Origin of the sequence: Mycolicibacterium phocaicum (assembly GCF_010731115.1) — a bacterium.
Classification (GTDB): Bacteria; Actinomycetota; Actinomycetes; order Mycobacteriales; family Mycobacteriaceae; genus Mycobacterium; species Mycobacterium phocaicum.
The window spans coordinates 789,245-803,128 of record NZ_AP022616.1; the positions used below are offsets into that span (position 1 = coordinate 789,245).

General features: G+C 64.4%; 10 protein-coding genes. 5 read left to right on the forward strand and 5 right to left on the reverse strand.

The genetic code is table 11. The features are described from left to right. Both G6N46_RS03860 and G6N46_RS03865 read right to left on the reverse strand, forming a co-directional pair. On the reverse strand, window positions 1-1,473 hold the full coding sequence (locus tag G6N46_RS03860; RefSeq protein ID WP_234880658.1) for a flippase: 1,473 nt from the start codon (window positions 1,471-1,473) through the stop codon (window positions 1-3). Window positions 1,474-1,568: 95 nt separating this feature from the next. Further along, complete coding sequence (locus G6N46_RS03865; RefSeq protein WP_234880657.1) at window positions 1,569-3,341, reverse strand: serine aminopeptidase domain-containing protein; 1,773 nt, start codon at window positions 3,339-3,341, stop codon at window positions 1,569-1,571. Between the two features lie 325 nt (window positions 3,342-3,666). Here G6N46_RS03865 and G6N46_RS03870 point away from each other — a divergent pair, with 325 nt between their 5' ends. Beyond that, window positions 3,667-4,758 (forward strand): glycosyltransferase family 4 protein, encoded by a 1,092-nt coding sequence (locus G6N46_RS03870; RefSeq protein ID WP_138249295.1) that lies wholly within the window; start codon window positions 3,667-3,669, stop codon window positions 4,756-4,758. Next, complete coding sequence (locus tag G6N46_RS03875; protein ID WP_174814014.1) at window positions 4,758-5,813, forward strand: glycosyltransferase family 4 protein; 1,056 nt, start codon at window positions 4,758-4,760, stop codon at window positions 5,811-5,813. The genes G6N46_RS03870 and G6N46_RS03875 overlap by 1 nt, the downstream gene beginning before the upstream one ends. Window positions 5,814-5,823: 10 nt before the next feature. Here the strand turns inward: G6N46_RS03875 and G6N46_RS03880 are convergent, their stop codons facing one another. Then, the gene (locus G6N46_RS03880) at window positions 5,824-7,788 is read right to left on the reverse strand and encodes a putative bifunctional diguanylate cyclase/phosphodiesterase (RefSeq protein ID WP_138249294.1); all 1,965 of its coding nucleotides are present in this window, start codon (window positions 7,786-7,788) and stop codon (window positions 5,824-5,826) included. A gap of 732 nt (window positions 7,789-8,520) precedes the next feature. Further along, entirely contained in the window at window positions 8,521-9,645 is a 1,125-nt protein-coding gene (locus G6N46_RS03885; protein WP_138249293.1) for a GGDEF domain-containing protein, read from the reverse strand. Between the two features lie 358 nt (window positions 9,646-10,003). Between G6N46_RS03885 and G6N46_RS03890 the strand changes: the two genes are divergently transcribed. The 3 genes from G6N46_RS03890 (at window position 10,004) to G6N46_RS03900 (ending at window position 13,519) form a co-directional block, all read left to right on the forward strand. After that, window positions 10,004-11,671, forward strand: coding sequence for a sugar transferase (locus G6N46_RS03890; protein WP_235688629.1), 1,668 nt, complete (start codon window positions 10,004-10,006; stop codon window positions 11,669-11,671). Between the two features lie 171 nt (window positions 11,672-11,842). After that, window positions 11,843-12,319: a Chromate resistance protein ChrB gene (locus G6N46_RS03895; protein WP_133427429.1), complete on the forward strand. Its 477-nt coding sequence runs from the start codon at window positions 11,843-11,845 to the stop codon at window positions 12,317-12,319. A 147-nt stretch (window positions 12,320-12,466) separates the two neighbouring features. Continuing rightward, complete coding sequence (locus G6N46_RS03900) at window positions 12,467-13,519, forward strand: MFS transporter (RefSeq protein ID WP_268815733.1); 1,053 nt, start codon at window positions 12,467-12,469, stop codon at window positions 13,517-13,519. Between the two features lie 17 nt (window positions 13,520-13,536). On the opposite strand, the gene G6N46_RS03905 is transcribed toward G6N46_RS03900, so the two are convergent. After that, window positions 13,537-13,881 carry a hypothetical protein gene (locus tag G6N46_RS03905; RefSeq protein WP_061007353.1) on the reverse strand — a complete coding sequence of 115 codons (345 nt, stop codon included), beginning with the start codon at window positions 13,879-13,881 and terminating at the stop codon, window positions 13,537-13,539. Window positions 13,882-13,884 lie beyond the last annotated feature (3 nt).

Genomic DNA, 13,884 nt, shown 5'->3' on the forward strand with positions numbered 1-13,884 from the left:
TCACACCGACCGCACACGCCGCAGTCGCGACAACAGCTGCCGGTCGAGCAGTCTCAGCGTGAACGCACCGCCGACGAACAGCGCGACCGCGCACGCCGCCACGAACGGCCAGGGCACATACCCCTGCATGACCTCGGTGACCACACATACGCCGACCGTCAGCACCACGATGAGAAGCAACTTGGAGACCGGCAGCAACCGGTCGATGGGAATGGTCCGGGCCGCGAGCACCCACATCGCGGTGAACATGACGATCTCGGTCACGACGGTGGCTCCGGCCGAACCGTTGTACGAGAACCGCGGGATCAGAAGAACATTCAGCACGACGTTGAGCGCCAATGCCCCGAAGGCCACCCATGGATAGGCACGTTGTCGCGCGGCCGACACCAGGGCAACGAGGATGAGGTGCGACAGCGCCGCGAACACGGCCCCGACCAAGAGCATGCGGACGGCGTCGGCGCACACGCCGAACCGCTCGCCGTACAGCAGGGACACGACATCGTCGCCGGATGCCCACATGCCGGCGACCGCAAGGCAGGTCAACAGTCCGATGAGTACCGCCGAAGACCTTACGCGGCTGCGGAATTCGTCGGTCATCAGCGGCCACGCCGCGACCAACAGTGTCGCCACGGGGGTCACGATCGCCAGGACCGCGTACGACAGCACATCGGCGAACTTGTAGGCCACGCTGTACAAACCCACCGAGTCGAATTGATCCAGCTTGCCGAGCATCAGGATGTCGACCTTGGAGAGCAACGTCATCATGGCCAACCCGATGCTCAACGGAATGGCTTCCACCAACATTTCGCGCCACAGCTTGAAGCGCGGCTGTTTGGTGATCCTGGGCCCGACATGGCCGTGCCGGACCCCGATCAGTTTCCATGTGCCGGAGAAGATTTCATTGGCGATCGCGGGAAGGATGAAGACCATCAAGCCGGGATGCGTCGTCGCGATCAGGATGGTGAGGACCAGTTGGACCAGCTGGGCGAACGCTTCCGCCGCCGCGACGGTCACCATCTTCAGCCGGCTCTGATAGAGGACCGACAGCGCATGGCTGGGTGTGGCGATGACGACGACGACGCCGGCCAGCGCGGTCGCCCGGATGACCTCGCCCGAATAACCCATCGCGACGACGTACCCAACCGCGATGCCATATCCGAGTAGCCCCAGGGCCGCCCGGAGACCGACGAACGAACTCGCGAAGACGTCAGCGTCCTCGTCATCTGACTCCAGCAGCCGGCCGAGCACCACCCGGCCGACGCCGAGATCGGTGACGATCGACATCATCCCGAGAAGTCCGAACACGAACGAGAACACGCCCCAGTCCGTCGGCGACAGCAGTCGGGCGATCAGAACCGTCCCGGACCACCCCATCAGCGCGATCGCGAGGCGGCTCAACAGCAACGCAACGGTGTTTCGCCCGGCTGCCGCATGCTGTTCGTCACGCCGACGCTTGTCCGCGTCAGCGTTCACGGACGCGCCAGGTCCGCCACTGCCCGTGGCAGTCACTTGGCCGCCAGATTCCACACGCTCAACCGCGTCACGCCGCCTACTTCTCATTCCGATGGTCACCGTCGCTCACAGCAGGGCGTGGGAGGATCCGCGTTGCGATGCAACGCAGTACGCCGAGCATCGCCATCAACCGATTCTGGCAGCAGTTCAGCAAACTCGCGCTGCGCGACGGCCAGAATCCGTGCGCTCGCGACATTCTGGATGTCCCGCTGCAGTAGCGGGTGATCGCCGCTCGGCGCACGCGTGATCGCCGGCGCCCAGCCACGACGTTCGAGCCGCGCCAGGCCTTGCTGCCCACGTTGTTTGTCGAACCAGGCCTGGTCCTCGGGCGACATCACCATGTCGACGACGATGCCCTGACGTCCCAGAGCCGTCAGCAGGACTTCCGGCACTTCAGTCAAACCCACTCGGCCCATCAGCAGCCACAGCGGGTACGGCAACCAGCGCCTGACCAATCTCTTGAGGCGGGCTTCGAACGTGCGAGGTTCGGGTGCGGGTTCCACGCCGGGATTCGGCGGCGTCATGCCGATCAGTTTCTCGGGTCCGATGGCCTTGTGGCGGACGCTGAAGAGAATGGCATTGACCAGCACGACCGCTCGGGCGCCGTACCGAATGGCCCCGATCGCGGAGTTCCACGCCCCGGAGCAGATGCCCGTCATCATCAGGCGTTCCGCAGGTATTCCGGTCGCCACCATCGCGTCATGCACATCGGTGTTGGATTCGGGCGAATAGATCGTTGCGAATTCGGCTGTGGCCCAACCTGTGTCACCGGTGCCGCGCCGGTCGTAGCGCACCGCGGCCAAGCCGTGCGCGGCGAATTCACGTGCGGTGTCGGTCCATACCCGCCCCGAGCCGACGCGATGTTCACATGCGGTGTTGTGGATGAGCAACGTCGGGGTGTCCGGTGGCGCGTCCGCCAGAGCTGTTCTGATCGCGAACAACCGATTGGGCCCCAACTCATCCAACGTTTCTACGACCGCGCGGCCATCCGGCAGCTGCGCCACCTGTGCGTGGCGAACGATGACCGGCGAGACCGGCTCTCGGCCGGTCTCCATGGCCTGATGAAGCCACTCGGCGATCAGCGTCAGCGTTTCCACCGGGATCTGCACCACGAAAGTCACCGGCTCGACATACTCCGGCTGGCCCACGACCGCCGCCAGCTCACAGTTGCCATTCGCGATCAGCGCCTTGATCGTCGCGTCCTCCACGCGCTCGGGCCTGGCGACCACGAGCGTCGGAACGGCAGCGCTGAGCGACTCCGGCATCTTGATGCTCTTGAGGTGCTTCGCGCATTCCGGCGAGAAAGTCGTACCCAGAATGGACTCGCGTTCGACGTCGACCAGGTCCGCACCGACCGTCATCTTGTACAGCGTCCGCTGCTCACGGAGATACCGGCGACCGTCCAGAACGGGGTCCCACAGGACAAGCGCCGCCAACCCGTCGAGATCGGATGCGACGGTGGCTGCGAGGAGGGCGCCCATCCGTAGCCCGATCACGCTGATCCGCGGCGCGCCGGCGGTCCGCAGATACTGCACCGCGGTGCGAATACTGTCTTGGTAGTCGCTCAACGCCGAGTCCGACCCGAGCTCCCCGGCGGAGTCACCCGTGGCGTGATAGTCGAATCGCAGCACCAGGAACCCACGCTCGCACAACTCTTGAGCCAACAGTTTGAGTCCTCGGTAGGTGTCGACGTGCTCCTTGCCCAACGGCGGGCAGATCACGACGCCGCCGCGCGCACGTCGTCCCGCCGGAACGTGGATGACTCCGTACAGGGGTGCCATTTCGGGGCCGAACCATGTCGGCTGCGTATCGGCAGCTTCCTCGTCCACGAATCAGAGCCCCCTCTGTGATCCAAAGTCCGCCGGCAACCGGGCGTTCGCCGCGCTCCACGATACACAGTTCCCGCGACGATAAGTTCGCTAGAACAGCTACATCAAACTTTTAGCTCGCCAGAACACGAACCCGATCGGGACGTCTATGGTCTGGCATGGTGCCGAAGACCCTCGGCAAATGATCCGCCATATGGCCTTTATCACCGCAAACGACCACGGTCGATACGATTTTCAACTGGACCATGGCAGCAAGAACCGTTACCGTTGATGAAAATTGAGCAACTGCTAAATGATTTGCTAAATTCACGTTCGGAGGCGCGAGGTGGCGGACCCCAACTCCTCGTTGGGCATCGTGGCCAGTCGACGTCCGTCGATCGTTCACGTCGCGGAATCATTTGCCAGCGGTACCGCGTCGGCGATCGGGGACTTTGTCCGCAACTACCCCGAGGCTCAGCATCACCTTGTGTACTCGTTTCGCGACGAGGCGCGGCTGGACATCGATGAATTGACGTACTTCGCAACGAAGACGGAGTTGCCCCCCGGAACCATTGCCCGGGTCAGGTTTCTTCGGCGGTTGCTTCGCGGCACGCACGGCCACGCGATCGTGCATGCGCACTCGAGCATGGCCGGCGCGTACGTGCGCGCCGCGGTGCGCCGAACGCGCAGGTGCCCGTTGGTCTATACGCCGCACTGTTACTCGTTCGAGAGGCTGGACGTCTCTTGGGCGGTGCGGCAGAGCTTTCGCATGCTCGAATGGTTGTTGTCGTTCAACACGTCCGCCTACGCGGCGTGCTCGCCGCGGGAGGCCGAGCTGTCGCGATGGCCGTTGAGTTCGCCGCGCGTCGTGACGGTACCGAACGTCCAACCACCCGGGTTGCCCCGAGCAGGCCGCCCCGCAACCGATCCCACGTTGCGGATCGTCGGCAACGGGCGCCTCGGCCCACAAAAAGATCCACGGTTCTTCGCCGAGGCATTCCGTGCCGCAGCCGAGGTGCACGGCGGCCTGGAGGCCGTGTGGATCGGTGGCGGCAGCGACGACGACATCGATGTGCTCCGGGCGCACGGAGTCGACGTCACCGGCTGGCTGCCTCGTGGTGAAGCCCTCGATGTGATGGCCGGGTGCGATCTGTACCTGCACACGGCGTCATGGGAAGGATTTCCGATCTCGATCATGGAGGCTGCAGGCATGGGGTTGCCCGTCGTCGCACGACGCCGTGCCTATTTGCACGGTGTCGAGCTACCGGTACTGCTCGACCGCCCCGAAGATCTGGTCACCGCCATCACGGCGCTGCGCCGGGTCGGCGGCCTGGCCACACTGCGGCAGCAGACGGCGATGGCATTGGCCGGCAATTGCGACATCCAACAGCGGAAGGCACTTCGCGCCCTGTATGAGCCACTGGCAGGACACCGCTGATGCGGAAAGTCCACGTGAACGGAAAGTGGTTGGCGCAGAAGCTGACCGGAACGCAGCGCTACGCCACTGAGATCGTCCGCGCAGTCATCGACAATGACGTCGCTGATCTGGTCGTCCACGTGCCGGCCGACGCCGAGATTCCCGATTGGCTGCGCACACCGCGAGTCGAGATTCGACAGTCACGTACCACCGGCGTGGTTTTCGAGCAGATATACCTGCCCGCCGCGACTCTCGGGAACCTGCTGCTCAATTTCGCCGGGCCGGCGCCACTGGTGAAGCGCCGGCAAGTGGTCACCATGCACGACGCCACGCCCTTCCGGTTCCCGCAGACGTTCCGTAGGGCGTTCGTGGCCTTCTATCGGGTGTCATACTCGATTCTCGGACGGTGGGCACGCCATCTGATCACCGTCTCACACTTCAGCGCCAGGGAACTGGACGACGTACTCGGCATCCGCTCGCAAAAGTTCGTCGTCGCCGGCTGTGCCGCCGATGCCTTGACCGCGGTGGAACCCACTCGGCCCGACTTGGCCCCGGATGAGCCGTTCTATCTCATGGTCGGCACGCTGGCAGTCCACAAGAACCTGCCGGCACCGGTACGAGCCGTCTCGGAATCCGGACGCACCGTCGTCGTGGTCGGCGCGTCCGGCAACGACCAGGTGTTCAGCCAAGCGGCTGCGCTGTCACCGAAAGCCATTGTGGCCGGCCGTCTTTCCGATGCCGAGTTGGCGTGGTTGTACCGCAACGCGCGTGGTCTGATCTTCCCGTCACGGTACGAGGGTTTCGGCCTGCCGCCATTGGAAGCACAGACGCTCGGCTGCCCGGTGATCACGTCGAACGCGGCATCGCTGCCCGAGATCGCTGGCGACGCCGCCCTCTACTTCGACCCCGATGACATGCCTGGTCTGCTCGCGCAACTGGATCGGCTGGAATCCGAGGCAGGCCTCGAGAGCACTTTGCGAGAACGCGGCCTCCTCAACGCCGGCCGCTACTCGTGGGAGGCCTCTGCCGAGCAGATACTCGAGACCGTCGGCATCACTCCGGCCGGCCGGGACTAGGACTCGCCAGCTAGATGCTTGCGCCGACAGGTCGTGGAATGTGCGGCGGAAAGTCCGGCTGCGCACGAAGCCAGGCGGGCACGCGGTCGGCTGGGATCGGCGTGCTGTAGAGATAGCCCTGCACGACGTCGCATTTGAATTGCTTGAGCCGAGCGGCAGTTTCGCCGTCTTCCACACCCTCGGCGACCACGCGGGCACCCAGGTGATGCGCCAGCGAAATGATGGAGCGGACGATTTCGGCGGCACGATCGTCCTTGAGGACAGACCCGACGAACTGCCGATCGAGCTTCACTTCGTCAACCGGAAGGTCACGCAGGTAACTCAAGGTCGAGTAACCGCTGCCGAAGTCGTCGATTGCGACGCGTACCCCGGTGTGGCGCAACCCGTTCAAGACGTACTGAACGCGGCCCAGCTTGCTCAGCATGAAGTCCTCGGTGATCTCCAGCGTCAAGTCGGCCGCCGAGATCCGGCGTGCTTCCAGCGCCTTGGCAATTCGCCGGGGCAGGGCGATATCGGTGAGGCAATTGGCAAATACGTTGACCGCCACGGGAACAGCCAATCCCTCACCGCGCCAACGGGCCACGTCGTCGAGTGCCCGCTCGATGACCAGGTCGTTCACCAACGTGGTCAGCCCATGGGAGCGCACCAAGGGCAGGAAGCGGTCGGGGGCCAGCAGGCCGAGTTCCGCATGCGGCCAACGTAAGAGGGCTTCCACGCCCATCATTGCGCCCGAGATCAGGTCGAACTTGGGCTGGTAGTACAGGCAGAGTGTCTCGCTGTCGATCGCCTGCCGAAGCTGGCCCAGCAGCCGGACCGTCTCGGTGGGGCGTGCTCCCAACGCCGCGGTCCGCGACGTCGTCACGGTGTCGTCGATGTCGCTGTCCATCCCGTGGATGTACGCGCTACGCAAATGCGAATTCTTGGCGATTTGGACGGCCGCCGCCGCGCGCGCGAGCAGATCGTCGGCAGTGAGGTCGGCTTCTCCATCGGACGCCGCCGCCAGGCCGACGCTCGGCCGGATCAGCAGATCGTGTCCGTCGATGATGAACGGGTCCGCGAAGGCCTGAACCAGGCGGTCTGCCACAGTCCGGCCATACTCGACACCGCCACCCATGAGCACCGCGAATTGACCGCTGTCCAGCCTGGCCACGACGTCGTCGAGGCCGACGCTCGATCTGATGCGGCAGGCGGCCAAGTTCAGCAGTTCGTCCCCGGCTCCACGTCCATAGGCTGCGGTCACCAACGCCAACTCGTCCATGTCGAGGCGCGCCACCGAAACGCCCGCAGCGCCATGGCCGGTCCGGGACAGCGAGCGAAACAGCCGGTCGCGCAACGAGATCGCATTGTCGAGACCGGTCACCCGGTCCTGCTCCAACAGTTCTCGCGCGGCGGTCCGCAGCCGCTGGTTCTCGTTGAACGTCACAATCTGTCGCACCACGGTCGTCACCACGAGCACGAGAGCGGTGATCGCCATGGGAATGCAGCATGCGGCCGCCACATGCAGCAATTCGACGCAGCAGAGCGCGGTCGCGATGACCAGCGGCACCACCGGAATGGCCGCGGACCACCGCGGGGCGGCCACTGCATCAACATCACTGGCCGACACCCGGTTTCGTTGGTGACGACTTGCCAACGCCGCGAATCCCAGGCAGATCAGCGCCGCACTCCAGCCGAGATCCAACAGTCGGTGTCCCGTGCCGCTCCCCCACATGTCGACGAACAGCATGGCGATGTTGGAAACCGCCCCCAGCACGTTGCCGGTGGTGAGCAGCAGAAGCACCGGGCGATGTCTGCGATCAGCAGCGGTCAACACTGCGATGGCGACCGCGACCAACACCAGATCGGCGATCGGGAAAGCCATGGCGAACCAAGATTGCCAGCGGTGTTCGGCGCCCATGGCGAAGCCGTCTTCGAGCCCGACGACCCAGGCCAGCGCGAAGACGGCGAGGCCGATGATCGCTCCGTCGAGAAGCAACCGCGCCCTGGTCCACGGCGAGGCGCCGGATGCGAGCAGGACGAGCCCTACACGCCGCGACCGGATACAACAACCCGACCAGGTCGACCGCGGCCGGGACCACTGCCGGGGTGGCTCCCAGGCGGACTTCGGAGAACGTCCAGATCGTCTGGGCGACCACCCAGCCACACACGCCGACGGTCAGGCTGAGCCACGCCGCACGGTGTCGGCCGTGCGATCCCACAGCGGCCGTGACCGCGCACACCGCAGCAAACAGCGCAAGAGCGATCATCACGGCGTCGACGACGACTGCGCCTGCGACGTCGCTGTTCGCGCTCGCAATCAGAACCTGCCGCACCACAGGTGCCTCCAGTCCGGTGTGTTCGTGCAATCGTAGCGACAACAGCAGGGTTAGCGTGAACGACCCGCCCAACCTTGCCGGATCGCAACCAGCCTAGATTCTCGCCGGTAGAAAGTGGCTTCTATCTCGCTATTTCTCTGCATACCGGCAAACTCGCGCCTGCGAATCCGGCCCAGGTCGCCATGCATCCGCATATCCTACCTCAGTCTCAGCAAAGTTTCGGAAGCGACAATTCAGCCGCGGTTTTCCCATGCGCTGCGATGGCCGTGGCGGTGGCCGGCAACGCAATGCACACTGCAGAACCGGTCAGCGACGCCTCGACGGGGAGGGGTCATCGCATGACGTAGAAGTGCCGTCGCAACGGCAGACGATGTCGTTGCCGACGGCGAACGTCAGGCGCACGGCGGCATTGCCGCCGCTTCGCTTTGCCGAGAACATCGCGTGGTCGGCACATTCGATCGTGGCGTCCAGCACCGATTGAGGATCCTCATCTCCCCCGGAAAGTCCGGCAGCGCGATGGAGGCGACACCGATGCTGGCGGTAACTGGCGCCATGTCGGCCGTTGCGGCAATGGCCGCCCGGATTCGCTCACTGATACCGAGTACTTGCTGTGGGGAAGTGACATCGACGACGACAAATTCTTCTCCGCCCACTCTGGCAACGAGTGCGCTGCTGCGCACGACACCCCGGATCCGTTCCGCGCTGCGCATCAGGACGGCATCGCCGACAGCGTGCCCATATGTGTCGTTGACGTTCTTGAATCTGTCCAGATCGATGACCAGCACCGTCACGCAAGCTCCGGCAATCGACTGATGCGCCCGGTCCGCCAGAAAGCTCTCGATTCTCAGGTTCAACCCCCGGCGGTTGAGCAGACCCGTCAGCTGATCGGTCACCGAGTCGTGAGCATCGTTCCGCATAACCCAGATCCCGAATTGGACGACCGCCGGCACCACCACGAAAGACGCGATGGCGGCCAGTGTTTTCGCGAGTGCCAGATAGGGGTCGCCGTGTGGCCCCCACGCGATATCGGCCGCGAACACGCCGATCACCAAGAGCACCCAGGCGGTGTGGAGCGCCAAGACCCTGGGCCCTTCGAAGAACTTCGCGTAGACCGAGATCAGGAGAAGAGCGTTCAAGCCGAAGAACCCGGCCAGGCGGTTGGAGTCGAGCAGCGCGACGACGCTGATGCCGATATCCGCATAGATGATGAAGGCGATCGACGTCGCGCGCGACGGCCAGGGCCCGAACCACCACACCAGTGCCCAGACGAGCGCCGAGACCGCGAACACCGAAGAGACGCCACGGGCCAAGGCGGTCGACGGCCCCGCGGGCGAAAGCTGGATGACGATCGAGATCGCGGCGAGCAGCGCCGCGCAGCCGCCCACGAGCAGTTGAACCCCGCCCAACAGGCCGCGCTGCGCGAAGTACCCGATTTGCGCGTCGTAATCGACCGGTTCGGACCACCAGACACGAGCCAGCCGCGCAACAGCCAATAGCTCGCGCAGCCGTGTCAGCACGTCGGACCCCGTTTCAGGTGCACCTGATTAATGCGATCTCCCCCATCGCGACAGCAAAACGAACGCTAGCAGCCCAGTTTGGCAATGTCTATGGCTATTCATTTCCGCTAGTCAAACAAGATTGAGCGGATGCATGGCTAATTTTCATAGCTTCCACACAGTCGACCGGTGATTTCCTCCGGCTGCGCACGCCCGCCGCCGCAGCGGCGGACCTCACCGCCCCACGAGCATAAGTGTGACGGTCGTAACAGGCGTTGGTTAGGTGTCCTACTTGCCGGGTCCAAGCCTTCGGTATAAATTTGCTAAAAATCGCGTTCGTTAACAAGTAATGCCTCGCGCGAGACCACCGGTGGTCCGCGTGTCGATCCCGGAGCAGCATGTGAAACCTGCAAGCACCGCGGGGTCGAACCGACCGAGTGAGTCCCGCCCAGCAGAGAGCGCCCCGGTAGCCATGTCGACACCCGCAATAGATAAACCGCAGTTAAGCGACGATATTCGCCCTGCTCGCGAGCGCGCCGTCGCCGCAGCAGGGGCTCCACTGCAGCTGACACCAGCTACCACAATCAACCACCGTGGCCGCTCCATACGTGAGCAGCGGCACCGAAAACTTGCGCGGAAACTCATTTTCAGCGATGCACTAGTTATTTGCTCTTCCGTCATCCTCGGACAAATTTTCCGGTTTGCGGCCACCAGCGGCCAACCCGTCTATCTGTCGCTCGACAACGGTCCGCACGTCCGCTATCTGGCCGTGTCGGCGGTCATCGCGGCGGCATGGATGGGCTTCTTGGCGCTGGGCAGCCGGTCGGCCAAGGTCGTCGGCCGCGGGTTCGACGAGTACGTCACCCTGGCGGCGGCCACGTTGCAGTTGTTCGGCCTCATCGCCATCGCCTCGACGCTGTTCCACATCGACATCTCCCGCGGCTACCTGGCCATCGCCCTTCCCACCGGTCTGGCCGGTTTGATCACCACCCGCTGGATGTGGCGACGCATCTTCGCCCGCAAGCGCCTTTCGGGCGAAGACCAAAGTCGCCTCTTGGTTGTCGGTGCCACCAGCGCCGCCGCCGACATCGCCACCGAATTCGCCAAAGACCCCTGGGCCGGCTACCACGTCACCGGCTTCTGCACGCCAATGGGACCCACCCACGCCAAGGAAGTCATCACCGTCGCCGGCCGCGACATCCCCATCGTCGGCACCGACGAAGCGATCCTCGCCGCCGTCCAGCGCACCGGGGTGGACACCGTCGCCCTGGCTGCCACCCATCACCTGAGCCCCACCGACATCCGCCGGCTCATGTGGGAACTGGAAGAACACGGCGTCGACCTCATGGTCGCCCCCGGCCTCATCGACATCGCCGACCAACGCCTCACCAGCCGCCCCGTCGCCGGCATGGCGGTCTTCGAGATCACCAAACCCCAATACAGCCGCGCCAATTCGCTCATCAAGCGGACATTTGATGTGGTGTTCGCCGCGACAGCGCTGGCCGCCGTTGCGCCCGTGATGATCGTGACGGCACTGGCGGTCAAGTTGACCAGTGCCGGGCCGGTCTTCTACAAAGCCGAACGCATCGGCCTCGACGGGATTCCGTTCAAGATGACCAAGTTCCGCAGCATGTACCAAGACGCCGACGCCCGCCAAGCCGACATGATCGCCGCCAGCGGAACCGGCGCCATGTTCTTCAAGGTGAGGAACGATCCGCGCGTCACCCCCATCGGCAAAATCATCCGCAAATACTCCATCGACGAACTCCCCCAATTCCTCAACGTCCTGTCCGGACACATGAGCGTCGTCGGCCCCCGCCCCCAAGTCCGCCGCGAAGTCGACACCTACGACGACCTCGTCAGCCGCCGCCTCACCGTCAAACCCGGCCTCACCGGACTCTGGCAAATCAGCGGACGCTCCGACCTCAAAGTGGAAGACGCTGTCCGCCTAGACCTTTCATACGTCGAAAACTGGTCACTACTCCAAGACCTCATCATCGTCACCAAAACCATCCGCACCGTCCTGACCGGGGACGGCGCCTACTGACAGCGGCGTGCGGTCACTGCGTGGACGGTTCGCCATGAGCCGGCGAAATCGCCTGTTACGTACCGCCAAAAGAAACATCCGTTACATTCTTGATTGTGATTGTGAGCGTGACGCTTCGTGCGGTGGCTGATCCTGGTGGTGCGGATACCTGCAGTGCCTTCTCGGCACCGGGTGGCGACGTGGCGCGAGCTGCGGCGGGGCGGCGCATTGCAGATCGGGCAGGGGGTGTGGGCGATGCCGGACGTCCCGGTGTTCGCCGACGTTGTTGCGCGGGTGGTCCAGTTGGCGCATCGCGGCGGGGGCGAAGTGTTGACGCTCAGCGCGGCCGGCCGTGACCGATCGGAATCAGTACGACTGCAAGACATGTTCACCGCTGAACGGGCCAGCGAATGGACCGGCTTCATGTCCGGCTGCGCTGAGTTCGACACGCAGATCGACATGGCAATCGCCAAGGGTGAACTCACGATCGCAGCGCTGGGCGAACAGGAAGACCGCCTGGAGCGACTACGTCGGTGGAATCGAGACATCAAGGCACGCGACGTGTTTGGCGCGCCGGTCGCCGGACAGGCTCAACTACGGCTCGAACGCTGCGCGGGCCACTTGGCCGACTACGCCGAACGGGTGTATCGAGCACTGCACCAGGGGTAACCGCTCCGCAGCGCGGCCGGCCAAACCACCGCGGAAGCTGCGATGAGTACTTCGCCCCGCTCGGGACAACTCCCGGTCTATGGCGCCGGTTTCGTAATTGCGTTGAGCGCCAGCAGTATTGCGGCGAGTTTGGCCGGCTAGCTGCGGATCGGCCATGCGACATTCTTCACTTTGGGATTCCTGCTGGCGATCTATCCAGCAGCCGAACTACTGCTCAAACCGCTGATCCGGACCCTGTCATCCACACTGGGTGTTCGGCGAGTTCTCCTGCTCGGCTTGGCCGGCTCCGCAGTGGCATCGGGGGCCTTCGCCATCGCGGAAGACGCGGACGTCATCGGCATGGCACGACTCGGTCAGGGAGCAGCGGCCGCGGCCGTCGGTCTGGGTGCCGACGCGGTGCTGACCCGGTGGTCACGATCCGGTCCGAGCCGCTCCTACGGCGGTTACCGCACGTGGAAAGCAGCGGGTTACGCGTTGGGACCTCTGCTCGGCGGCATCGTGGTTGCGTTTTCCGGTCCACCGGCGCTGTTCATGCTGCTCGCCATCCTTACCGCGGCAGTAGTCGCATGGGCAGCGGTGGCGGTGCCCATGATCGACACCGCGGTCGCGGCGAGTGAGTCTATGACTGATCTCGTCCGGTCTCTGTTGAGTGCATCATGCCTGCGGCCCGCACTGGCCCTCGGTGCGGGCGCGGCGGCGGTGTCCATCAGCCTCGGATTCCTACCTGTCCTTGCTGCACATCAGGGCCTGGGCCCGTTGGCTTCCGGCGTACTCGTATCCGGTTTGGTTGCGGTCGCCGCGTTGGTGCAGCTCCCCGTGCGCCGTATCCGTGATGCCGGAAGATTGGCCGACCACACCGGCATCGGAATCGGGTTGCTCTTGGCGGCAATGGGTTTCGCCGCGGCAGCCTTCGCCCCGACTGTCGCAGGCCTGATGTCCGCCGGCGTGATACTCGGTGCCGGCGCAGGTGTGATCGCGCCACTCGGGTTCACCTACCTGGCGCGGCGCAATCCACCTGAACAGCTCAGCCAGGTGGTGGGCGTCGCCGAGATCAGCACTCTCGTGGGCGGTTTCGCCGGACCACTTGTCGTTGGTGCGATCGCCGCCTGGTCGACTCTGACTGTGGCCCTTCTCGTCGTGACGATATGCCTCGCGGCCGCAGCCAACTTCCTGGTACTGGCCGCCCGCGATTCCCGCTGATCACGCTCAGTCAGAGGCTACTGTGGCGCTGTTGCGTCGGCTCGTCTCCGCACCACGGCGGCGGACGCCGCGACGACGATTCCGACGATCGCGACAGGGATGGCCCAGGTCCGGCGACCGGACAGTGCCGATTCACACAGCGCTACGTAATCGGTGTGCGGGACAATCTCATTCAGGATCGGTACGCCCGCGATGCTCGACGCGTTCGCCGAGCGGGCTTGGTCCAGATCCTGGAAGAGCGCACTGCCGCAACCGATCTCCTTACCGTCGTTGGACGTGGCCGAAACCGGAACCAACAGGCCTATCGCGCCGGCCAGCAGCAAGATGGCACCCGCGAGCAATAGCATTCGTCGAACCGACATGGT